The sequence below is a fragment of the Streptomyces sp. NBC_00249 genome, from assembly GCF_026342355.1.
Lineage (GTDB): Bacteria > Actinomycetota > Actinomycetes > Streptomycetales > Streptomycetaceae > Streptomyces.
The window spans coordinates 360,681-381,368 of sequence record NZ_JAPEMV010000001.1 but is presented as its reverse complement, the minus strand read 5'-3'; the positions used below and the strand labels follow the sequence as shown (position 1 = coordinate 381,368).

21 protein-coding genes are annotated in these 20,688 nt (G+C 75.6%); 12 read left to right on the top strand and 9 right to left on the bottom strand.

All coding sequences use genetic code 11. The features are described 5' to 3' along the window. Positions 1–5 precede the first annotated feature (5 nt). Together OOK31_RS01785 and OOK31_RS01780 are read right to left on the bottom strand one after the other, a co-directional pair. The gene (locus tag OOK31_RS01785; protein WP_267010519.1) at positions 6–1,163 is read right to left on the bottom strand and encodes a serine hydrolase; all 1,158 of its coding nucleotides are present in this window, start codon (positions 1,161–1,163) and stop codon (positions 6–8) included. Continuing rightward, the gene (locus tag OOK31_RS01780; RefSeq protein ID WP_267010518.1) at positions 1,160–2,833 is read right to left on the bottom strand and encodes a carboxylesterase/lipase family protein; all 1,674 of its coding nucleotides are present in this window, start codon (positions 2,831–2,833) and stop codon (positions 1,160–1,162) included. Before OOK31_RS01780 ends, OOK31_RS01785 begins: the two co-directional genes overlap by 4 nt. Before the next feature lie 244 nt (positions 2,834–3,077). Here OOK31_RS01780 and OOK31_RS01775 point away from each other — a divergent pair, with 244 nt between their 5' ends. Next, entirely contained in the window at positions 3,078–4,376 is a 1,299-nt protein-coding gene (locus OOK31_RS01775; RefSeq protein ID WP_267010517.1) for a hypothetical protein, read from the top strand. A gap of 219 nt (positions 4,377–4,595) precedes the next feature. After that, complete coding sequence (locus OOK31_RS01770) at positions 4,596–5,768, top strand: serine hydrolase (RefSeq protein ID WP_267011798.1); 1,173 nt, start codon at positions 4,596–4,598, stop codon at positions 5,766–5,768. On the opposite strand, the gene OOK31_RS01765 is transcribed toward OOK31_RS01770, so the two are convergent. The 3 genes from OOK31_RS01765 to OOK31_RS01755 are packed head-to-tail and all read right to left on the bottom strand — an operon-like array spanning position 5,765 to position 8,401. Then, a complete protein-coding gene (locus OOK31_RS01765) occupies positions 5,765–6,796 on the bottom strand; it encodes an NAD(P)/FAD-dependent oxidoreductase (RefSeq protein ID WP_267010516.1) in 1,032 nt (343 codons plus the stop codon). The genes OOK31_RS01770 and OOK31_RS01765 overlap by 4 nt on opposite strands. Continuing rightward, on the bottom strand, positions 6,793–7,332 hold the full coding sequence (locus tag OOK31_RS01760) for an isoprenylcysteine carboxyl methyltransferase family protein (protein ID WP_267010515.1): 540 nt from the start codon (positions 7,330–7,332) through the stop codon (positions 6,793–6,795). The genes OOK31_RS01765 and OOK31_RS01760 overlap by 4 nt, the downstream gene beginning before the upstream one ends. 7 nt (positions 7,333–7,339) lie before the next feature. Beyond that, entirely contained in the window at positions 7,340–8,401 is a 1,062-nt protein-coding gene (locus OOK31_RS01755) for a type III polyketide synthase (protein ID WP_267010514.1), read from the bottom strand. A gap of 88 nt (positions 8,402–8,489) precedes the next feature. Between OOK31_RS01755 and OOK31_RS01750 the strand changes: the two genes are divergently transcribed. After that, on the top strand, positions 8,490–9,341 hold the full coding sequence (locus tag OOK31_RS01750; RefSeq protein ID WP_267010513.1) for a UbiA family prenyltransferase: 852 nt from the start codon (positions 8,490–8,492) through the stop codon (positions 9,339–9,341). On the opposite strand, the gene OOK31_RS01745 is transcribed toward OOK31_RS01750, so the two are convergent. From OOK31_RS01745 to OOK31_RS01735, 3 genes are all read right to left on the bottom strand, one after another. Then, positions 9,292–10,386 carry a PHP domain-containing protein gene (locus OOK31_RS01745; protein WP_267010512.1) on the bottom strand — a complete coding sequence of 365 codons (1,095 nt, stop codon included), beginning with the start codon at positions 10,384–10,386 and terminating at the stop codon, positions 9,292–9,294. The genes OOK31_RS01750 and OOK31_RS01745 overlap by 50 nt on opposite strands. 61 nt (positions 10,387–10,447) lie before the next feature. After that, positions 10,448–11,200, bottom strand: a complete 753-nt coding sequence (locus tag OOK31_RS01740; protein WP_267010511.1) for a VOC family protein — start codon at positions 11,198–11,200, stop codon at positions 10,448–10,450. Between the two features lie 104 nt (positions 11,201–11,304). Beyond that, positions 11,305–11,841: an HPP family protein gene (locus tag OOK31_RS01735; RefSeq protein WP_267010510.1), complete on the bottom strand. Its 537-nt coding sequence runs from the start codon at positions 11,839–11,841 to the stop codon at positions 11,305–11,307. A 281-nt stretch (positions 11,842–12,122) separates the two neighbouring features. Between OOK31_RS01735 and OOK31_RS01730 the strand changes: the two genes are divergently transcribed. The 6 genes from OOK31_RS01730 to OOK31_RS01705 all read left to right on the top strand — a co-directional run bounded on the left by OOK31_RS01730 (position 12,123) and on the right by OOK31_RS01705 (position 17,917). Then, on the top strand, positions 12,123–12,659 hold the full coding sequence (locus OOK31_RS01730; RefSeq protein WP_267010509.1) for a hypothetical protein: 537 nt from the start codon (positions 12,123–12,125) through the stop codon (positions 12,657–12,659). Positions 12,660–12,902: 243 nt separating this feature from the next. Continuing rightward, positions 12,903–13,868 carry an isopenicillin N synthase family oxygenase gene (locus tag OOK31_RS01725; RefSeq protein ID WP_267010508.1) on the top strand — a complete coding sequence of 322 codons (966 nt, stop codon included), beginning with the start codon at positions 12,903–12,905 and terminating at the stop codon, positions 13,866–13,868. A 90-nt stretch (positions 13,869–13,958) separates the two neighbouring features. After that, positions 13,959–14,492, top strand: coding sequence for a GNAT family N-acetyltransferase (locus tag OOK31_RS01720; RefSeq protein WP_267010507.1), 534 nt, complete (start codon positions 13,959–13,961; stop codon positions 14,490–14,492). A gap of 186 nt (positions 14,493–14,678) precedes the next feature. Beyond that, positions 14,679–15,302, top strand: coding sequence for an ankyrin repeat domain-containing protein (locus OOK31_RS01715; RefSeq protein ID WP_267010506.1), 624 nt, complete (start codon positions 14,679–14,681; stop codon positions 15,300–15,302). Beyond that, positions 15,299–16,417, top strand: a complete 1,119-nt coding sequence (locus tag OOK31_RS01710) for a hypothetical protein (RefSeq protein WP_267010505.1) — start codon at positions 15,299–15,301, stop codon at positions 16,415–16,417. Before OOK31_RS01715 ends, OOK31_RS01710 begins: the two co-directional genes overlap by 4 nt. A 138-nt stretch (positions 16,418–16,555) precedes the next feature. Further along, positions 16,556–17,917 (top strand): FAD-dependent oxidoreductase, encoded by a 1,362-nt coding sequence (locus OOK31_RS01705; RefSeq protein ID WP_267010504.1) that lies wholly within the window; start codon positions 16,556–16,558, stop codon positions 17,915–17,917. A gap of 72 nt (positions 17,918–17,989) precedes the next feature. Here OOK31_RS01705 and OOK31_RS01700 read toward each other — a convergent pair whose 3' ends face one another. Further along, entirely contained in the window at positions 17,990–18,448 is a 459-nt protein-coding gene (locus OOK31_RS01700; RefSeq protein WP_267010503.1) for a hypothetical protein, read from the bottom strand. A 99-nt stretch (positions 18,449–18,547) separates the two neighbouring features. Between OOK31_RS01700 and OOK31_RS01695 the strand changes: the two genes are divergently transcribed. The 3 genes from OOK31_RS01695 to OOK31_RS01685 all read left to right on the top strand — a co-directional run bounded on the left by OOK31_RS01695 (position 18,548) and on the right by OOK31_RS01685 (position 20,651). Continuing rightward, complete coding sequence (locus OOK31_RS01695; protein ID WP_323188169.1) at positions 18,548–19,333, top strand: NAD(P)-binding domain-containing protein; 786 nt, start codon at positions 18,548–18,550, stop codon at positions 19,331–19,333. 231 nt (positions 19,334–19,564) lie between these two features. Beyond that, positions 19,565–19,768, top strand: a complete 204-nt coding sequence (locus OOK31_RS01690) for a cold-shock protein (RefSeq protein ID WP_267010502.1) — start codon at positions 19,565–19,567, stop codon at positions 19,766–19,768. 160 nt (positions 19,769–19,928) lie between these two features. Next, the gene (locus OOK31_RS01685) at positions 19,929–20,651 is read left to right on the top strand and encodes a hypothetical protein (RefSeq protein WP_267010501.1); all 723 of its coding nucleotides are present in this window, start codon (positions 19,929–19,931) and stop codon (positions 20,649–20,651) included. The last annotated feature ends 37 nt before the right edge of the window (positions 20,652–20,688 follow it).

The window sequence follows — 20,688 nt, the reverse complement described above, 5'->3', positions numbered from 1 at the left end:
CGGCCTCAGACCGAGGCCGCGTACCGCCAGAAGTCACGCATCACGGCGGGCAGCGGCGACGGCCCGGGCAGCGCGACCTGGGTCAGGAGGACGGTGACGGCCCCCGTCGACGGCACGACGTGCGCGGCCGTCCCCGTCCCGCCCACCCATCCGTAGCGGCCGGGCACGTTCCAGGGCTCCCTGCGCGCCACGTCGACCGATCCGCCGAAACCCCACCCCTGGCCCTCCAGGAACACCTCCGATGCCGCCCGCTGCGCCGGGGTCAGCCGGTCGGTGGTCATCCGCCGGACGGACTCCGGCGAGAGCAGCGCCCGCCCGTCCCGCGTACGGCCCGTGGCGAGCAGCATCCGGGCGAAGGCGTACAGGTCGGAGGCGGTGGAGACCAGTCCGCCCGCCCCCGAGGGGAAGGCCGGCGGGCGGCTCCACTGCCCGTCGGGGGCGTCGACCAGTTCCAGCGGACCGCCGTCCGCCCCCGCCCGGTAGCAGCCCGTGAACCGGCCCAGATCGCCCGCCGGTACCGCGAAACCGGTGTCGGCCATGCCCAGCGGTCCGAAGACCCGCTCCGAGAGGAACTCGGGCAGGGTCCGCCCCGACACCCGGGCGATCAGCACGCCGAGGATGTCGGAGCAGGTGTTGTACAGCCAGGCCTCGCCCGGCTGGTACAGCATCGGGATCCGGGACAGGACCTTGGTCCATGCGTCCGGCGGCGCGACCGCCTGCGGCTGCGGAGGCCCCTGCCGCAGCTCGCTGAAGAGCAGGCCGACCGCCGGGAAGGAGAAGTCCGAAGGGAAGCCCCAGCCCGCCCGGAAGGTCAGCAGGTCCTCCACCGTGACCGGCCGCACCGCCGGAACCACGTCGTCCACCGGCCCGTCCGGCCTGCGGACCACCACCGGCGAGGCCAGCTCGGGCAGCCACCGCGCCACCGGGGCGTCCAGCGCCAGCAGGCCGTCGTCGACCAGCGCCATCGCCGCCGCGGCGACGACGGGCTTCGTCAGCGACGCCACCCGGAAGATGCTGTCGCGGGCCATCGGGGCGCCGCCGCCCGCCTCGGCGCGGCCGACGGCGACGGTCTCGACCCGGTCCCCGCGCGCCACCAGGGCCACCGCCCCCGGCAGCGAACCGTCGTCCACGTACGCGTCCAGGAGCTCGCGCAGGCCGCTCACGGGGTCACCTTTCGGTCGGGGGCGGTCGTCGTCGGCGCGGGCGGCGGCAGCGAGTCCCACAGTGCGCAGTGGTGCGCCGTCGCCGCGTCGACCGGACGGATCCCGCCGTCCCCCGGGCCCAGGCTCAGCACCGAGGCGGGGGAGGAGCCGAACACCGGCCACGCGGGGCTCCCCGGCCCGTTCGGCGAGCCGCCGCGGGCGAAACGCGTCCAATACCCGGTCATCCGGTCCGACAGCGTCCGCTGCGCCGGGGCCAGCGGCGCCGTGGTGAACAGGTAGGGCAGCTCGAACCCGTGCGCGGCCCCGTACGGGAAGCCCGCCGGCTCGGGCAGGCCCGTGAAGTTCGGCGCCCCGCGGTCGCTGAAGAGATAGCCGTACGTCGGCACGTGGCGGGCCAGCGCCCGGCTGTCCCGCAGCGTCGGGCAGGTGAAGGAGGCGTCGGACAGCGCGGTGGCCCAGGCCAGCGCGGCCGTCGGGAACGCCGCCTGCGGGTACTCCGCCTCCACGGCCGGGGCCGACGCGCCGAAGGAGGTCCGCAGCCGGTCCCGGTAGGCCTGGCCGCCGCCCACCGGATACGCGTCCAGGGTCTGGGCGATGAACAGCCGCATCTCGTCCAGCGTGCTGCCCTGCATCACCGGCACCCGGTGGAAGCGCCCGCTCTCCAGGGCCCGCCGCGGCTCCACGGGCAGCACGGAGTTCCCGTACGCGACCCCGGAGAAGCGATCCATCAGCGCGGGCGTCACCAGCCGGCCCGGGGGCAGGGCGCGCAGGCAGTCGAGCACCGTCCCGGCGGGCCGCCCGCCGCAGCCGAGTTCGGCCGCCGCCGCCACCCCGTCCGCGACCGTGCGCGCCTCGGGCACGAAAGGCTCGTAGGTCCCGAGGGTCGGCAGCACCGAGTAGGGCGGCATCGTGGTCGAGCAGGAGCCGCTCTGCACGATCGCCCGGGCGAACAGCCCCGCCGAGGCGGGGGAGACCAGGTGCGCGCAGACGCTGAGCCCGCCCGCCGACTCCCCGAACACGGTGACCCGGTCCGGGTCACCGCCGAACCGGGCCGCGTTGGCGCGGACCCAGCGCAGCGCCGCCTGCTGGTCGGCGATCCCGAAGTCCGGGGCGCCGCCCAGCTCGGGGTGGCCGAAGAAGCCGAGGACGCCGAGCCGGTAGTTGACCGTGACGACCACCGCGTCGCCGCGCACGCTCAGCGGGTCGGGCCGGTAGAGGTCCCCGGAGCCGAGCCGGAAGCCGCCACCGTGGAACCACACCATGACGGGGCGGCCGGCGCCGCGCCCCGCCGGTGCGGTGACGTTCAGGAACAGGCAGTCCTCCGAGCCGCTCGGCCCGCCCGGCCCGATCGCCGGGAGCTGCGGACACCGCGCCCGGGGCGCCCCCGCGTCCAGCACCCCGGCGCGGCGCGGCGCGGGCCGCGGCGGGCGCCAGCGCAGCGGGCCGGTCGGCGCGGCGGCGTAGGGGACGCCGTCGAACGTGTCGTACGCGCCGTGCGCGCGGCCCCGTACGGGCCCCTCGGCGACCTCGACCACCGGCCGCCCGGGGCCCGGGGCCCCGGCGGCGGGCGGTCCCGAGGCGGCGGCGCAGAGCAGGAACAGCGCGGGCAGCAGGACGGCCGTCACCCGGCGCCCGGGGCGCCGGCTGCGGGCGGGACTTGGATCCGGCACGGGCGACACCCCTTCTGGACGAGTGAACCCGCCCACTGTGCAGCGCGCGAGCGGCGGCGCGACGCCTTGGCCCCGGCGTGTCCGGCCCCGGGGGCCCGGCGCGCCCGGGGAGACCCCCGTTTGCCCGCCCCGAATGGCGCAGTGCGGGCGGATGCCGCTGAATGTAACAGAGCGTGCGATTCCCATGACGCACGATGACCGGCGCGCGATGTGTAGACCCGCGCGTCGGCGAACGGAGCTTTCCATGAACGACCCCAGCACCCTGGCGGCGACGCAGCACGACGACCGCGACGGCCCTCCCGCCACCCCGCAGCCGACCGCCGGCCCTCCCCCCGCCCTCCCGCTCCCCGACGTCCCCCGGCCCGAGGTGGTCCCGCACCCCGACGCCGCCTTCTCCGGGGCCGCGCTCCCCGGGCTCCCGGACACGCCACCGGCCGCCGTCCAGGCCGAGGTCGCGCCGGCCGCTCCCGTCGTCATGGCCGAAGCCCCGGCCGGGCCGGGACCCGAGCGGCAGACCGAGCCGCAGCCCGAGCCGCGCATCGAGTGGCAGACCGAGCCGCAGCCCGAGCTGGGCACCGAGCCGCAGGCCGACTCACAGCCCGAGCCGCGTACCGAGCCCCCTACCGACCCGCAGAGCGACCCGCAGGCCGGGCCCCGCACCGAACCCATACGGACCCTGCTGGAGACGGCGGCCACCTGCCGCCCCGTCGAAGAGGTCACCGCACTGGTCAACCTCCTGAAGCAGACCGGCCAACTCCCCGACCGCGGCCACGACGCGCTCCGCGCCGCCGCTGTCGCCCGGCCCGTCCACGAGGTCCGGCACATGGTGGCCCTGCTCGGCGAGCACGGGGACGAGGACGTCGAGGCCGACATCACCCTGCGGGCGGCGGCCGTCGGCCGGTCCATCGAGGACGTCGCCCTGCTGGTCAGCATCCTCGGCCCCGACGGGTCCCCGAGGACCGACCGGCCCGTCCCCCAGGCACCCCCCGCGCCCCCGCAGCCGGACCGGCCCGAGGACCGGCCCGAGGACCGGCCCGAGGACCGGCCCGAAGGCCGGGACCCCGAGGGCGCCGAGCCCCCGCGCGGCGCCGTCCGGGCCGCCGCCCCCGGGACACCCGCCCCCGGCCGGACCCCGCTCGGCCTCCAGAGCGCGCTGCGCCACGTACTGCGCTGGCCCACGGCGGCCGCCCTGCTGCTCTGCGGGGTCCTGCACCTGCCCCGGGACCTGGCCGCGCCGCCCATGTCCGGGCTCGCCGACCTGCTGCCGCCCGCCGCGGCCCTGTTCTGCCTCGGACTCGGGGCCCTGCTGGCGGTCCGGGACACCCCGCTGGTGTGGCGGGCCGCGGCGGTGACGGCCCTCGCGGTGGTCACCCTGCACGTCGTGGGCGGCATCGTGTTCTTCGACCCCCTCACGGGCGCCCTCGGCGGACCCCACGGGTGGGCCGGGATCACGGTGGTCCTCGGCGCCGGAGCCGCGGCGGTCCTGGCGGGCCTGGCCCTGATGTACCGGACACCCCGCGCCCGCACGGACGAGGAGGCCTGACCCCACGCCCCCCGGGGCCACCGACCGGCAGCCCCGGCCGCACCCCAGCGGCCGGGGCCGCCGCCCGTCCGGGCGGCCCCCGGGCTCACCGCGCGACGGGGGAGGCCCGGGCCTAGGCTTGTTCCCCGGGTCCTTCGGACGGCAGGAGAACACTCCGTGAAGCGAACCCACATCCGGCCGCGCCGGACCGGCGCGGCCGTCGCCGCCGCCGCGGTGCTCATGGCCCCGGCGGTCGCGGGCTCCGCGTACGGGGCGACGCCCCCGCCCCCGCCCCCGCCGCCGTCCGCCTCGGCCGCCCCCTCCCCGGACACCGGCTTCGCGCGGCTCACACCGGCCGTCGCGGCCCAACTGGACGCGGCCGTACGCCAGGTCATGCGCGAGACGAAGGTCCCGGGCGTGACCGTGGGCCTGTGGGCCCCCGGCAAGGGGAGCTACGTGAAGACCTTCGGCGTCGCCGACAAGGCGACCGGCGCCCCCATGGGGACGGGCCTCCACGTACGCATCGGCAGCGAGACCAAGACGTTCACCGTCACCGCCCTCCTCCAGCTGGTCGACCAGAAGAAGACCGGCCTGGACGACCCCGTCGGCAAGTACGTCAAGGGCGTTCCGAACGGGGACCGCATCACGCTGCGCCAACTCGCGGGCATGCGCAGCGGACTCTTCAACTACAGCATGGACGGCGACTTCATCGAGAAGTTCGAAGCCGATCCCAACAAGCCGTTCACGCCACAGCAGTTGCTCGACTACTCCTTCCGGCACCCGGTGCAGTTCGAGCCGGGCGCGGAGTTCGACTACTCCAACACCAACCTCGTCCTGCTCGGCCTGGTGGTGGAGAAGGTCACCGGCCGGCCGCTCCACGACGTCATCGCGAAGGACGTCCTGGAGCCGGCCGGACTGCACCGCACGCTCTTCCCCACGAGCGGGGCGATACCGGCCCCGTACGCGCACGGCTACACCGACCAGACGGCCTCGGGCAGGATCGAGGACGCGAGCCACTGGGACCCCTCCTGGGCCTGGGCCGCCGGGGCGATGATCTCCGACATGCAGGACCTGCGCAGTTGGGCCCGCACCCTCGCCACCGGCACCCTCCTGACCCCCGCGACGCAGGCCGAACGCCTGAAGACCACCCCGATGGACATCCCCGGTGACGGCTACGGGCTGGGCATCTTCAACATCCAGGGCTGGATCGGCCACAACGGGTCGCTGCCGGGCTACGAGGTCCTCCCCGTCTACCTTCCCGAGGCACAGGCCACGATGGTCATCCTCCTCAACACCGACGTCCAGACCGACGGCCAGGAACCCAGCACCCTCTTCGGCGAGGCCGTCACCCGCATCGTCACCCCCGACCACGTCTACCCGGGCCACAAACCGTTGCTCCCCAGGAGCGGTTAGCGCCCCAGCAGGTTCACCGCCCCCGTGAACACCCGGGGCAGGCGCGCCGCGAGCGGGACGATGCGGCGGGCCAGCGGGGGCCGGCGGCGGGCCCACAGCAGGGCGCCGGTCAGGGTGCGGTAGTCCCGGGACAGGGCCCGCCAGGCCCGCTCGTACTCCTGCGGCCGGTCCGCGCGCACGCACCGGACGAGCTCCCCGGCCGCCGCGACGGCCAGCGTCAGCCCCTCCCCGGTGAGCGCGTCGACGTACCCGGCGGCGTCGCCCACCAGCAGCACCCGCCCCGCCACCCGGGTACGGGCCCGCTGGCGCAGCGGCCCGGCTCCCCGCACCGCCGCGCCGACGGCGGGCGCCGGCAGCCGGGCGGCCAGCAGCGGGAACCGGGCCAACTGGACGTCGAACGGCGCCTGCTGCGAGGTGAGGACCGCGACGCCGATCCGGTCGGGCCCGAGCGGTGTCACGTACGCCTCGCACCCCGGCGCCCAGTACACCTCGACCAGGTCGCTCCACGGCTCCACCGCGTAGTGCCGGCGCAGCCCGTACCGGGCCGGGCGTCCCGGAGCGGGGGGCAGCGCCAGGCCCAGGCTGCGGCGCAGCGGCGAGTGCAGCCCGTCCGCCGCCGCCAGGTAGCGGGCCGTCAGCCCGGCCGCGGTGACCCGCCGTCCGTCCTGGGTGACCTCGCCGACCCGCCGCTCCAGGACCCGTACGCCGAGCCGTGCGGCCCGCCCGGCCAGCGCCGCCTGGAGGTCGGTACGCCGGGTCCCGCGCCCGGGGCCGGAGCGGAAGAGGGCCTGCGCGCGCTGGCCCGTCGCCCCGTCGACGTAGCCGATCCCGTGGAACGGACGGCCCGTCACCGGGACGCCCAGCTCCTCGAAGCGGCGTACCGCGCCCGGCATCAGCCCCTCGCCGCAGGCCTTGTCGATGGGGGTCGGCCGGGGCTCGACCACCACCGCCTCCAGCCCCGCCAGCGCCGCGTGGATCGCGGTCGCCAGCCCGGCCGGGCCGCCGCCCGCGACGATCAGGTCGATCACCGCGCCGCCCCCACCGGGCGCGGCGCCCCGCCGGCATCGGCCAGCGCCGCGTCCTCGCAGCGGATCCGCGCCCGCAGCAGCAGCGCGTCGGCCACCGTGAACACGGCAGCCGTCAGCCACGCCGAGTGCACCAGCGGCAGCGCCAGCCCCTCCACGACCACGGCCACGTAGTTCGGGTGCCGCAGCCACCGGTACGGCCCCGCCGCCACCAGCGGCAGGCCCGGTACGACGATGACGCGCGTGTTCCAGCGCGGTCCGAGCGTCCGCACGCACCACCAGCGCAGCCCCTGCGCCGCCACCGCCAGGGCCAGCGCCGGCCAGCCGAGCAGCGGCAGGAACGTCCGGTACCCGGCCTCCACCGCGCAGCCCACGAGCAGGGCGGTGTGCAGGGCGACCATGACCGGGTAGTGGCCCCGGCCGTACTCCCGGCCGCCGCGGGCCAGGCTCCAGGCGGCGTTCCGCCGGGCGGTGGCCAGCTCGGCCAGCCGCTCGGCGGCCACCAGGACCAGGATCAGGAGGTAGAGGATCGTCGGCACGGTGCCCTCACCAGCGCAGCAGGACGAGTTCGGAGGCGAAGCCCGGCCCGAAGGCCAGCATCAGAGCGACCGACCCGGGCGGGGGCGGCCCCGCCGACTGGACGGCGCCGAGGATGTGCAGGACGGACGCGGAGGAGAGGTTGCCGACCTCCGCCAGGGACCGGCGGCTCGCCGCGAAGGCGGGCTCCGCCAGCCCCAGGGCCCCGGCCAGCACGTCGAGGATCTTCGGGCCGCCCGGATGGCAGATCCAGACGTCGACGTCGGACGGCTTCAGGTCGTGCCCGGCGAGGAAGGACTCGATCTCCTCCGCCACGTGCAGCCGCACCAGCTCCGGCAGTTCACGGCCCAGCACCATCCGGAAGCCCCAGTGCCCGATGTCCCAGCCGAGGAGGTGCCCGGTGCCCGGGTAGAGACGGCTGCGCGCGTCCACCACCAGCGGTCCCGGCCCGTCCGCGTGCAGGGGATGGTCCTCGCCCACCGCGAGCAGGGCCCCGGCGCCGTCCCCGAAGAGCGCCCCGGCGACCAGGTTCGCCATGGAGGTGTCCGTGGGCTGGAGCGTCAGCGAGCACAGCTCCGTCGACAGCAGCAGTCCCGCGTCCCCGGGGCGGCCGCCGAGCAGGTCGTGCAGCCGCCCGAGCCCGGCGGCGCCCGCCGCGCAGCCCAGCCCGAACAGCGGCAGCCGCCGTACGTCGGCCCGTAGCCCCGTCCGCTCGACGAGCCGGGCTTCCAGGGAGGGCGTGGCCAGCCCCGTCACCGTCGTCGACAGGACGAGGTCCACCTCCGGGGCCGTCAGAGCGGCCCCCGCGAGGACCTCCTCGACCGCCGACGCGCCGAGCTCCAGGGCGGTACGGACGAACAGGGCGTTGCTGGTGCCGAAGTCGGTGCCCGGACCGTAGCGCTCCAGCGGCAGCGCGAGATGCCGGGAGGCGACCCGCACCGAGGCGTGCACCCGGCGCAGCAGGCCGGTGTCCGCACCGGGCGGCAGACAACGGGCGAGAGCCTCCGTGATCCGCGCCTGCGGGTACCGGTGGGGCGGGAACACGCTGCTCACTGCCAGGACACGTGTCATCGCCCCAACATAGGGAAGAACCGCCGCCGCACCAGGAAGGACGCGAGAGGTACGCGGCGGACGTGCCGTCACGGCGTAGCGTGACGCCGTGCCCGCCCCCGTCCTCCCGGCCCCGCCGCCCGCGCCCGCCGCCGCCCGGGCCGGCGGCCTGCTGCGCGCCTGCCACCCCCTCCCGGCCGCCGCCGTGACCGTCTTCGCCGCCGTGCTGGCCGCCGCCGCGGGGCGCGGGCCCGCGGGCACCGCCCTCACCGCGGCGGCCGTCGCGGCGGGCCAGCTCTCGGTCGGCTGGTGCAACGACCACGCCGACCTGCGGCGCGACCTGGCCACCGGCCGCCGCGACAAACCCCTGGTCACGGGCGCCGTCCCGGCCCGCGCCGTGAGCCGCGCCGCGCTGACGGCCCTGCTGCTGTGCGTCCCGCTGTCCCTGGCCGCCGGAGCGGCCGCGGGCGCCGCGCACCTGGTGGGGGTGGCCGCCGCCTGGGCGTACAACCTGCGCCTCAAGGGCACGGCCGCGTCCTGGCTCCCCTACGCCCTGGCCTTCGGGCTGCTCCCGGCCTTCGTCACGCTCGGCCTGCCCGGGGCGCCCTGGCCGCCGCCCTGGCTGACCGCGGCCGCCGCCCTGCTGGGCGCGGGGGCGCACTTCGCCAACGTCCTGCCCGACATCGCCGACGACCTCGCCACCGGTGTACGGGGCCTGCCGCAGCGGCTGGGAGCCCGGCGCTCGGCCGCGCTGGCCGCCCTGCTGGTCCTCGGCTCGACGACCGCCCTGGTCCTGGGCCCCCCGGGCCCGGCCTCCCCGTACGCCTGGACCCTGCTGGCCCTGACCGCCGGCCTGCTCCTGGCCACCGCCCCGGCCCCGGGCCGGACCCCCTTCCTCGCCGTCCTCGCGGTCACGGGCGGCGACGTCCTGCTCCTCCTGGCCCGGGGCGGGGGCCTCTAGCGCTGTGGCCATCCGGGGCGCGGCGGGTGCGGGTCCAGGTGAGGAGGTCGTCCGCCCGCCAGGTGTTGACCACCCGCTCCGGAGGGACCCCGCACTCCACGGCCCGTTCGCAGCCCAGGATCTGCCAGTCCAGCTGGCCCGGGGCGTGCGCGTCCGTGTCGACGGCGAACAGGGCGCCGGCCGACACCGCCAGGCGCAGCAGCCGCCGGGGCGGGTCGAGGCGTTCGGGGCGGCTGTTGATCTCCACGGCCGTCCCGGACTCCGCGCAGGCCGCGAAGACGGCCTCCGTGTCGAAGACGGACTCCGGACGGGTCCGGCCCGTCACGAGCCGGCCCGTGCAGTGGCCGAGCACGTCCATGAGCGGGTTGCGCACCGCCGCGAGCAGCCGGCGCGTCATGGCGGGGGACTCCATGCGCAGCTTGGAGTGGACCGAGCCCACGACCAGGTCGAGCCGGTCCAGCAGCTCCGGCTCCTGGTCGAGGGAGCCGTCGGCGAGGATGTCGCACTCGATGCCGGTCAGCAGCCGGAACGGCGCCCACCGCGCGTTCAGCTCCGCCACCACCTCCAGCTGTTCGCGCAGCCGCTCGGGGGACAGGCCCCGGGCCACCTTCAGGCTCGGCGAATGGTCAGTCAGCACCGCCCACTCGTGCCCCAGCAGCGCGGCGGCCCGGCCCATGGCCTCGACCGGGCTCCCGCCGTCCGACCAGTCCGAGTGCAGGTGGCAGTCCCCGCGCAGGGCCGCCCGCAGCGCGGTGGCCGCGGGCGGGGGCGGCGGCCGCTCCGGCAGCGCCGCGGCCTCCTCCTCCAGTCCGCGCAGGTACTCAGGGACCTCGCCGCGCAGCGCCTCCCGCACGACCCGGGCGGTCTTGGGGCCGATGCCCTTGACGGCCTCCAGGGAACCGGCCGCGGCCCGCGCGGCGGTCTCCCGCGCGCCCAGCGCCGTCAGTGTGGCCGCCGCCGTACGGAAGGCCCGTACCCGGTACGTGGGCGCCTGCGCGCGCTCCAGCAGGAACGCGATCCGGTCCAGCGCGGCCACCGGGTCCACGGCCCACCACCTCCCGGGCCCAGTGTCCCAACGGGCTCGGCGGCGGGCGACTCCGGGCGGCTCAGTCCGCGGCCGGGGCCGGCGTGACGGACGTCGTGAGGGTGAACAGGGCGCCGTCCGGGTCCCGCAGCGCGATCGAACGCTCGGTGGCGTCCTCGGTGATCACCGAGACGGTCCGGCCACCGAGGTCCAGCGCGGCCTCGACGGCCGGTTCCAGCTCGGGCACCCGGAAGTGGACGTGCCAGCGGGGCCGCGTGTGCGGGTTGTAGGAGCCCACCTCGACGGGGCCGCTGTCGATGCGGGCCACCGGTTCCCCCGCGTGCCGCAGCACGACCCGCTCCTCCTCGTACGAGACCTCGCAGCAGCCGGCCCGGCCCGTGGCCCACTCCAGGACCTCCCCGTAGAACAGGGCGGCGTCGAAGGCGTTCCTGGTGCGCAGTTCCAGCCACGCGGGCGCCGGGCCGACGCCGACCCGCCAGCCGGCGGAGACGGGCCCGGCCCAGATCCCGAAGACCGCCCCGTCGAGGTCGGCGACCAGGGCCGCGCGGCCGCCGGTGGGGAAGGAGACCGGGCCCACCGCGACCGTGCCGCTGCGCTCCCGGATCCGGCTCGCCGCCACGTCGATGTCGTCGACGGCGAAGTACGGGGTCCAGGCGACGGGCACTGCCAGGTCCGCTGCCAGGGCCCCGATGCCCGCCACCGGCACCCCGTCCAGCACGGCCAGCGAGAACCCCTCCCCGAGGCGGGTCCGGCGGAACTTCCAGCCCACGACCGCACCGTAGAAGCGCTGGGCCGCCTCCAGGTCGCGGGCCATCAGACTCACCCAGCACGGGGCCCCGAAGACGTCCTTCGTAGAGATTTCCACAGGACAACAACTAGCGCCCGCCTCCCCCCGGCGCGGTGCAGCCACGCCGCAGGTCACCACCAGTAGGCGGGGTACCTCGGCGCCTTGCGGCGGATGCGCGAGCCGGCGTACCCGGTGAGCACCAGCAGCACGGTCGACCCGAACAGCAGCGGGACGAACCGGGCGGGCGCCGGGCTCTGGAGCACGATGACGACGGCGGTGGCCACCGCCGGGGAGTGCGGGGTACGGGCGAGGGTGAGCACGGCCAGGGTGAGCCCGGCCGCCACGGCCGCCGCCCACGCACTGGAGCCCGCCGCGGCCAGTACGCCGAAGCCCACGACGGCCCCCAGCAGGTGCCCGACGACCACCCCGCGCGGCTGCGCCAGCGGCAGGGTGGGCGCGCTGTGCACCAGGGCGGCGCTGGCGGCCAGCGGCGGGATCAGCACGGGCTCGTGGAGCACCGCCCCGATCGCCACGAGGCCCAGCAGCACCGTCGTCGCGGCGCTGACGCTGTGGAAGGCGGCGGCCGCGCTCGGCCGGGCCGGGGCCCGCGTCGGTGCGGGCGGCGCGGTGGTGGGCGGGACCTCGGCGGTGGTGGTGCTGGAGTGCATGCGGGACGGTTTCAGGTGCGGGTGGCGGGCGGACCGCGCGGGGCAGGGCGGGAGGGACGGCCGCGTCGCCGGGGTGATCGACCCTCGGACGGCCCGCGCGTCGGAGCGGTGTGGGGCCGACGCGATCCGGCCACGACCCTATCGGCCGGATGTGCGACACGGGTGACGGGGGTGGCGGCCGAAGACCGTGCGATGGGCGCAATGGGCGCAACGGCTCCGACGGGACCCGTGTGATCGTGTATGACTGCGAGGGCACGCGCAGAAGGCAGGGAAGGACCAGCATGACGACGCACCCCCACCTCGCCGGGTTCCTGACGGACCTCGACGCGGTGATCGCAGACGCCCCCGCCGACGCGACCGGCGCACTGTGGCGGCTGACCGGCGCCGGGCGCGGCCTGGACTCCAACCTCATCCGGCTGCGCCCCGGCGCGGTCATCGCGGAGCACGCCGAGCCCGCCCTCGACGTCCTGCTGGTGGTGATGGCGGGCGCCGGGCGGATCGACACGCAGGACGGCCCGCACCGGCTGCGGCCCCACTCGGTGTTCTGGCTGGCCCGGGGCGCCCGGCGGTCGCTGACCGCCGGGCCGGACGGGATGACGTACCTCACCGTGCACACCCGGCGGCCGGGACTCGGCATCGGCGGCACCCAGGCGCCGGCCCGGACGGCCACGGCCCCCACCCCCGCCCCCGCCTCCACCCCCGACGAGGGCGGCGAGACGGCCTGCCTGCTGCACCGGGTCTGCCCCGACTGCGGCCGGCCCGCCACCGAGGCGGCAGCCCGCTACTGCTCCCGCTGCGGCGGCGCGCTCCCGGACTGAACGCCTCCCGCGGCCCCGGCCCGCGGCGGCTTCGACAGCACCCCCGGATCGTCGCCACCGGCCGCGACCGGGCCCCCGCCGGCGCCCGCGCGTACACCGGGCGCCGCGCCACCTGCGCGCGACGCGCCACGTACCTGCCCGATCCGGGCCACGCCCCGCCGTGCGGCGGACCGGAGCGGGCCGGACGCCCTACCCTCGAAAAAAGCCGCACCCCCGGCCCCCACCCCGGAAGGCAGGCCCCTGATGGCGCGTTCCCAGGTACCCGTGATCGATCTCGGACCGTGGCGGTCCGGCGGCGCCACCGCCCGCTCCCGCATCGCCGCCCAGGTCGACGAAGCCCTCCAGGCGGCCGGATTCCTGCTCGTCACCGGACACGGGGTGGACCCGGAGCTGCCCGCCCGGATCCGAGAGGCCGCCCGCGGCTTCTTCCGGCTCCCGGCCGAGGCGAAGCACCCCTACGCGGTGCGCGTGGGCGGACGCGGCTGGCTCGGCCCCGGCGCCGAGGCCAACAGCTACGCCGAGGGCGAGGCCTCACCGCCCGACCTGAAGGAGTCCTGGTCCTTCGCCGCGGACGACCCCACGGGCACCCCCTCCGTGGACGCCGAGTGGTTCCGGCCCAACACCTGGCCCGCCGAGGCCCCGGAGCTGCGCCCGCTCGTGACCGCGTACCTCGCCGCGATGCGCGCCCTCTCCGACGAACTGCTGGAACTGCTGGCGGCCGCCCTGACCCTGCCCCGGGACCACTTCACCCGGCACACCGGCCACCCCACCTGGGGCTTCAACGTCAACTGGTACCCCGGCACCGAACGCGTCGGCCCGCCCCTGCCCGGCCAGTTCCGCATCGGGGCGCACACCGACTTCGGCACCGTCACCGTCCTCGACCGCGAACCGGGCGCCGGCGGCCTCCAGATCCACACCGACGCCGACGGCTGGCAGGACGCCCCCTACGACCCGTCGGCCCTCACCGTGAACATCGGCGACCTGCTGGCCCGCTGGACCGGCGACCGCTGGCGGGCCGGCCGCCACCGGGTGCTGCCGCCGCCCGCGCACGCCCCCGCCGAGGAACTGGTGTCGCTGGTCTACTTCTACGAGTGCGACCCGCACACCCGCGTCGAGTCCCTGCCCGCCCCCATCGGCCGGGTGGCGCACGAACCGGTCGACTCGCACACCTACCTGCGCGGGAAACTGGACGCGATCACCGTGAACTGAGCCACACGCCGACGGCCCCGCCCGGCCCTCCCGCGCCGCTCCGGGGGACCCGATTACCCCTGGTCGGCCGCGTTCGGCAGGATGTGGGGCATGACCGAGATCCGCACCCCCCGCCTCCTCCTGCGCCGCTGGAGCGACGACGACCTCGTCCCCCTGTCCGAGCTGCACGCCGATTCGGAGGTGATGCGCTGGATCGGCGACGGCTCCGTCCTCGACCTCGACGGGACGGCCGAGGCCATCGAGCGCTGGGAGGAGGAGTGGGACGACGAGGGCTTCGGGGTCTTCGCCGTCGAACTCCTCGCTTCCGGAGAACTGATCGGGGCCGTCGGCCTGACCGTCCCCGAGGGGATGCCCGAACTCGCTCACGAGGTCGGGATCGTCTGGCGGCTCGGCCGCTCCTTCTGGGGCCAGGGCTACGCCTCGGAAGCCGCCCAGGCCACCCTGGAGTTCGCCCTCCAGGACCGCGGGCTCGACCGGGTCGTCTGCGTCAACCGGACCGGGCACGAGGAGTCCGAGAACGTGATCCGCAAGCTCGGTATGGAGCAGGACCGCACCACGACCCACCCCGAGTCCGGCGCCCTCCTCACCCTCTACACCATCGACCTCACCGAGTACGAGGCCTGAGCCTCCCCCTCCCTGCCCTGACCTGCCGCGTTCGCGCATCGACCGATCGGACGACCCCGGGGTCCACCGGAGCGCCCCAGGGCTCCCGCCGCACGGCGCAGGGCCCACCGCGCCCGGCGGGACCACCATGGGACCGGGGAGCGGGCACATGGACGCACCGCCCGCCCCGGAACCGGGAGGGACACCATGAACCCGCACGACCGAGCGCTGCTGGAGGCCGCCGCACGGGGCGACGAACCCGGCGTGAGCGCCGCCCTCGCCGCCGGAGCCGCCGTGGACGCGAGGGACGAGCAGCTGCGCACCGCGCTCCTGCTCGCGGCGCTCGCCGACCACGTCGGGACGGCCGCCCTGCTCGTCGCCGCCGGCGCCGACCCGGACGCCCCCGACGCCCGCGCCGACAGCCCCTGGCTGGTTACCGGCGTCACCGGCAGCGTCCGCATGATGCGCACCCTGCTGCCCGCCGGACCGGACCTGACGCAGCCCAACCGCTTCGGCGGGACCTCCCTCATCCCGGCCTCCGAACGCGGGCACACCGCCTACGTACGGGCCGTGCTGGCCGAGACGGCCATCGCGGTGGACCACGTCAACCGGCTCGGCTGGACGGCCCTGCTGGAGGCGGTGATCCTCGGCGACGGCGGCCCCCGCCACGAGGAGGTCGCCCGGCTGCTCCTCGCCGCCGGCGCCGACCCCGGGCTCGGCGACCTCGAGGGCGTGACCCCGTACGAGCACGCCGTCCGCCGCGGCTTCGACGGCATGGCCCGGCTGCTGCGCACCGCCGCCGGCGGCCCGCTTCCCGGGGACGCCCGGTGAACCGCCGCGCCCGTGGCGCCCGTACGGCACTCACCGCGCTCGCCGCCACCCTGCTGCTCGGCGCCTGCACCGCCCCGCAGGCCGCCCCGCCCGCCGCCCCGCTCGCGTCCCCGGCCGCGCCGCTCCCGGCGGGCGGGCCCACCCCGCCCGGCACCCTGCTGGTGGCCGACTCCGGCGCGGACACCGTCACCTTCGTCGACCCCGTACGCGGCTCCGTGGCCGCCGTCCGGGTCGGCCGGGCCCCGTACGGGCTGGCCGTCGGCGCGGACGGCCGGGCCTGGGTGGCCACCGCCGAGGGCGTGGCCGTCGTCGACACCCGCACCCGGACCCGGCAGGCGCTCGTCCCGTACCGGACCGCGACCGGCCCCGTCGGCGACGGCGAGTACCGGGGCGGCGGCATGGGCATCGCCCTCTCGCCCGACGGGGCCCGCGCCTACGTAGGCGTCAACGTGCCCGGCGCCAAGGGCGTCCTGGAGGTCCTCGACACGGCCACCGCGCGGGTCACCGCGACCGTACCGGTGGGCCGGCGCCCCTTCGACGTGGACGTGGCGCCGGACGGCTCCGAGGTCTACGTGACGGGGCACGACTCCTTCGACGTGACTGCCGTCACCGCCGGGGAGCTGCGGCCCCGGCGCATCGAGGTCGCCCCGTACGGCACCGAGGGCGGCCTCGGCTCCTGGCTGAAACCGCACTACACGGCCGTCCGTCCCGCCGACGGCATGCTGCTGCTCCCCTTCGAAGGCGAACGGCTCGCGGTCGTGGACCCGCGTACCGGTCGTACGACGGTGGAGCCGATGACCGCCGACACCCATCAGCACGGGGTCTCCCTCGCCCCCGACGGCCGTCTCCTGGTCGTCGGCACCGGCGCCGTGGAACCCGGAGCAGGCAAGGGCCCCTCCCTCACGGTCCGCTCCCCGGACGGCGCCGAGCGGGTGTACCCGCTGAGCGGCCCGCACGAGGACGTGACGGTCTCCCGCGACGCCGCCACGGCCTATGTGACCGGCGGCTTCACCCGGGACGGCGGCTGGGACGGGATCACCGTCGTCGACCTGGCCACGGGGGAGTCCCGCAGGCTCGCGGCGGGCAGCAGGCCGCTGGGCATCGCCGTCCTGTGAGCGGGCCAGAAGCAGGGCTTTGAGAAGCCATAAGTTCGGGTTATGGGGTCATAACCAGGGGGCGGGTGCCGGGTTAGGGTGGCCTTAGTTTAGGGTTTCCCTTGATCAGTCTGATTGTCGGTCGAAGGGAACCCAGTCATGCCTCGCCCTCTGCGGGTAGCAATCGTCGGTGCCGGCCCCGCCGGTATCTACGCCGCCGACGCGCTGCTGAAGTCCGAGGCAGCCACCGCCCCCGGCGTCTCCATCGACATCTTCGAGCGGATGCCCGCGCCCTTCGGCCTGATCCGGTACGGGGTCGCCCCCGACCACCCCCGCATCAAGGGCATCATCACGGCCCTGCACCAGGTACTCGACAAGCCGCAGGTCCGCCTGTTCGGCAACGTCGACTACCCGAACGACATCTCGCTCGACGAACTGCGCTCGTTCTACGACGCCGTGATCTTCTCCACCGGCGCCACCGCCGACCGCGCGCTGGACATCAAGGGCGTCGAGCTCGACGGCTCCTACGGCGCCGCCGACTTCGTCTCCTGGTACGACGGCCACCCCGACGTACCGCGCACCTGGCCCCTGGGGGCCGAGAAGGTCGCCGTCCTCGGCGTCGGCAACGTCGCCCTCGACGTGGCCCGCATCCTCGCGAAGACGGCCGACGAGCTGCTGCCGACCGAGATCCCGGCCAACGTCCACGACGGCCTGAAGGCGAACAAGGCCCTGGAGGTCCACGTCTTCGGCCGCCGCGGCCCGGCCCAGGCCAAGTTCAGCCCGATGGAGCTCCGCGAGCTCGACCACTCGCCCAACATCGAGGTCATCGTCAACCCCGAGGACATCGACTACGACGAGGGTTCGATCACCACCCGCCGCTCCAACAAGCAGGCGGACATGGTCGCCAAGACCCTGGAGAACTGGGCGATCCGCGACATCGGCGACCGCCCGCACAAGCTGTTCCTGCACTTCTTCGAGTCCCCGGCGGAGATCGTCGGCGAGGACGGCAAGGTCGTCGGCCTGCGCACCGAGCGCACCGAGCTGGACGGCACCGGCAACGTCAAGGGCACCGGCGAGTTCACCACCTGGGACGTCCAGTCCGTCTACCGGGCCGTCGGCTACCTCTCCGACGAACTGCCCAAGCTCCCCTGGGACGTCGAGTCCGGCACCGTGCCCGACGAGGGCGGCCGCGTCATGGAGAACGGCACGCACCTCGCGTCCACGTACGTCACCGGCTGGATCCGGCGCGGCCCGATCGGTCTGATCGGCCACACCAAGGGCGACGCCAACGAAACCGTCGCCAACCTGCTCGCCGACCACGCCGACGGCCGGCTGCTCACCCCGGCCGCGCCCGAGCCGGAGGCCGTCGAGTCCTTCCTCGCCGAGCGCCAGGTCCGCTTCACCAGCTGGGGCGGCTGGTACAAGCTGGACGCCGCCGAGAAGGCGCTGGGCCAGGCGCAGGGCCGCGAGCGCGTGAAGCTCGTGGAGCGCGAGGAGATGCTGGAGGCGAGCGGGGCGTAACGGCCCGCCGCGTACGAGGACAACGGGAGGGGCCCGCCGCCGGCGGGCCCCTCCCGCGTGCGCGGGGACGGATCAGTCCGTGATGGAGGTGATCTTCTTCGTCCTCAGGTCGGCCTGCACGTGCAGCTGGGTCGTGTCGCTGCCCCAGGTCAGGGTGATCGTGGCGTTGGTCTTGCCCGTGCCGCTGCCCGTGGAGGTCACCTTCCACTTCGCGGGCACGTTCTGCGCGCGCAGCACGCCGTTCGCGTGGTTCGCCTCCTCCCACACCGCCAGCTCGCGCTGGAGGGCGTCGGAGAGGTAGAAGGAGCGCAGCTTCTCGGCCGTGGCCCCGTCGCCGTCGTAGACCGCGTCGATGTAGGAGCCGTAGAAGTCGGCGATACGGGTGAACGCGCCCTCGGGGCTGCCGGAGACCGACTGCGGGGCGGCGGCGGTGGCGGAGGTGCCCGTGACGAGGGCGAAGGAGAGGGCCGCGGCGCCGGCGGTGGCGGCGAGGGCGGTCGTCGTGAGGCGCTTGGCCGTGAACGTGGACATGGGTGAGTACCTTTCCCCGTGCTGGTGCGTGCCCCTGCGGTCCCTGGCACTGCCCTTGATGACGGGACCGTCCTCAATCCGGTTCTTGACGCACGGGAAATGGCCGAAATTCGCTCGTACGGAGGATCCGTGGAATTGCCGGGCCGTCCGAGCGGAATGCCGCGGGCCCGTCGGTGGTTCGGACAGACGCGATATCCGAACTCCGCACGCACTGGAGAGCTCATGAAGATCGGCATCATCGGCGCCGGCAACATCGGCGGCAACCTCACCCGTCGGCTCACCTCCCTCGGGCACCAGGTCTCCGTCGCCAACTCCCGCGGCCCCGAGACCCTGACCGCCCTCGTCGAGGAGACCGGCGCGACCGCCGTGACCGTCGCCGAGGCGGCCCGCGGCGCCGAGATCGTCGTGGTCACCATCCCCTTCAAGAACGTCCCCGACCTGCCCGCCGAGGTCTTCGACGGGGCCGCCGAGGGCTTCGCCGTCATCGACACCGGCAACTACTACCCGCGCGTGCGCGACGGCCGCATCGCCGCCATCGAGGACGAGGGCCTGACCGAGAGCCGCTGGACGCAGCAGCAGCTCGGCCACCCGGTCGTCAAGGCCTTCAACGGCACCTACGCCGCCGACATCGTGGACCGCGCCCTCCCCGCCGGGCACCCGGACCGCATCGCCGTCCCCGTCGCGGGCGACGACGAGGCGGCCAAGAAGGCCGTCCGCGCCCTCATCGACGAGATCGGCTTCGACACCGTGGACGCCGGAGGCCTCGACGACTCCTGGCGCCAGCAGCCCGCCACCCCCGTCTACGGACTGCGCGCGGGCACCGAAGCCGTCACCCGGGCCCTCACCGAGGCCTCGCCCGTGCGCACGGAGGAATTCCGGGGCTGAAGTCCCCGGGGCGTACCGCCGGACGTGGTAACTCTCCGCGTTCGCGCCTGCTCCCTGTGCTACGGTGAAGCCCAGTTGCGGGTGTGGTTCCCAAATATTTCAAGTGCTCCCGCCGGATTGACCGGCGGGTGCACTTTTTATTTCCGGATGCTTTTCGGACGGGTAGAACATCACGGCGACTCCGGCTTCCGCACAGTGCGGCGCCGGGTACAGCCCCGAAGGAGAATCGATATGGCATCCGGCACCGTGAAGTGGTTCAACGCGGAAAAGGGTTTCGGTTTCATCGAGCAGGACGGCGGCGGTGCCGACGTTTTCGCGCACTACTCGAACATCGCCACCCAGGGCTACCGCGAGCTTCAGGAAGGCCAGAAGGTCAACTTCGACGTCACGCAGGGCCAGAAGGGCCCGCAGGCCGAGAACATCACGCCCGCCTGACGTTCCGGCGCAGCCGCGCGAACAGGGCCGGGGCCCGCACCGTCGGTGCGGGCCCCGGCTCGTGCGCAACCGTGACCCAAGCGTCACGGATCCGTACCCCGCCGGCCGGCGGGCCTCCTGTTACCTTCCTCCAGCACCCGGGAGCCGCAGGAGGGCCGCCATGCACGTCAGACCCCGTCTCCGTCCGGTTCCCCTCGCCGCCGCGCTCGTCCTGACGGCCGCGCTGAGCGCCTGCGCCGCGAAGCCCGGGACCCCGGCCGAGCCCCCGGCCCCCTCCGCCGCACCGACGCCCGCCGGGTCTCCCTCGGCAGCCGCTTCGCCCGGCACACCGCCCGGAGCGAGCCCGTCCGCATCGGCCTCCCCGGCCGTGGAGCCGACGCCGCCCCCGACCACCGCACCCCCGGCGCCCGCCACCCGGCTGACGATGACCGTCGCCACCGTGACGGGCCGGCTGAGCCTCGTACGGGGCGGACCCGCGCAGGAGTTCACCGTCACCCTGCGCAACGGCAACTCCCGGCCGTACGAACACCTGCTGCTCGCCTTCCAGATGGAGCCCCTCCTCCCCGAACCCGGTGACACCCCCGGCCCCGCCGCCTCCGTCCTCCTCGAACGCCAGGACCCGGCCACCGGCCGGTGGAGCCCGGCCGCGCTGCGCGTCGCCGGGGACCTCAAGCCGTACTCCCTCTACGAGGGCGGCCCGGCCCTCGCCCGGGACGCCGTACGCACCGAGCGCTACCGGCTGCGCGCCACCGCCACCGGCCCCACCGGCAGTTCCCCGCTGGAGGTCCGCGCCGTCGACACGGACGCCCCCGAAGGCGCCCCCGAGGAGCGGGCGCGCCCCGGCTACATGTCCCTGCCGCACAGCGTCCGCCGGGCCTCCTGACCTGTACCGCTACTCCGCCGGGGCCCCAGCGGGCAGA

Coding starts and splice junctions, on each gene's coding strand:
- OOK31_RS01690 (WP_267010502.1), top strand. CDS start 19,565: ATGGCATCCGGCACCGTGAAGTGGTTCAACGCGGAAAAGGGTTTCGGT.
- OOK31_RS01720 (WP_267010507.1), top strand. CDS start 13,959: ATGACCGAGATCCGCACCCCCCGCCTCCTCCTGCGCCGCTGGAGCGAC.
- OOK31_RS01740 (WP_267010511.1), bottom strand. CDS start 11,200: ATGGCCCGCGACCTGGAGGCGGCCCAGCGCTTCTACGGTGCGGTCGTG.
- OOK31_RS01695 (WP_323188169.1), top strand. CDS start 18,548: ATGGCCGAAATTCGCTCGTACGGAGGATCCGTGGAATTGCCGGGCCGT.
- OOK31_RS01775 (WP_267010517.1), top strand. CDS start 3,078: ATGAACGACCCCAGCACCCTGGCGGCGACGCAGCACGACGACCGCGAC.
- OOK31_RS01755 (WP_267010514.1), bottom strand. CDS start 8,401: ATGACACGTGTCCTGGCAGTGAGCAGCGTGTTCCCGCCCCACCGGTAC.
- OOK31_RS01715 (WP_267010506.1), top strand. CDS start 14,679: ATGAACCCGCACGACCGAGCGCTGCTGGAGGCCGCCGCACGGGGCGAC.
- OOK31_RS01700 (WP_267010503.1), bottom strand. CDS start 18,448: ATGTCCACGTTCACGGCCAAGCGCCTCACGACGACCGCCCTCGCCGCC.
- OOK31_RS01705 (WP_267010504.1), top strand. CDS start 16,556: ATGCCTCGCCCTCTGCGGGTAGCAATCGTCGGTGCCGGCCCCGCCGGT.
- OOK31_RS01730 (WP_267010509.1), top strand. CDS start 12,123: ATGACGACGCACCCCCACCTCGCCGGGTTCCTGACGGACCTCGACGCG.
- OOK31_RS01725 (WP_267010508.1), top strand. CDS start 12,903: ATGGCGCGTTCCCAGGTACCCGTGATCGATCTCGGACCGTGGCGGTCC.
- OOK31_RS01770 (WP_267011798.1), top strand. CDS start 4,596: ATGGCCCCGGCGGTCGCGGGCTCCGCGTACGGGGCGACGCCCCCGCCC.
- OOK31_RS01735 (WP_267010510.1), bottom strand. CDS start 11,841: ATGCACTCCAGCACCACCACCGCCGAGGTCCCGCCCACCACCGCGCCG.
- OOK31_RS01685 (WP_267010501.1), top strand. CDS start 19,929: ATGCACGTCAGACCCCGTCTCCGTCCGGTTCCCCTCGCCGCCGCGCTC.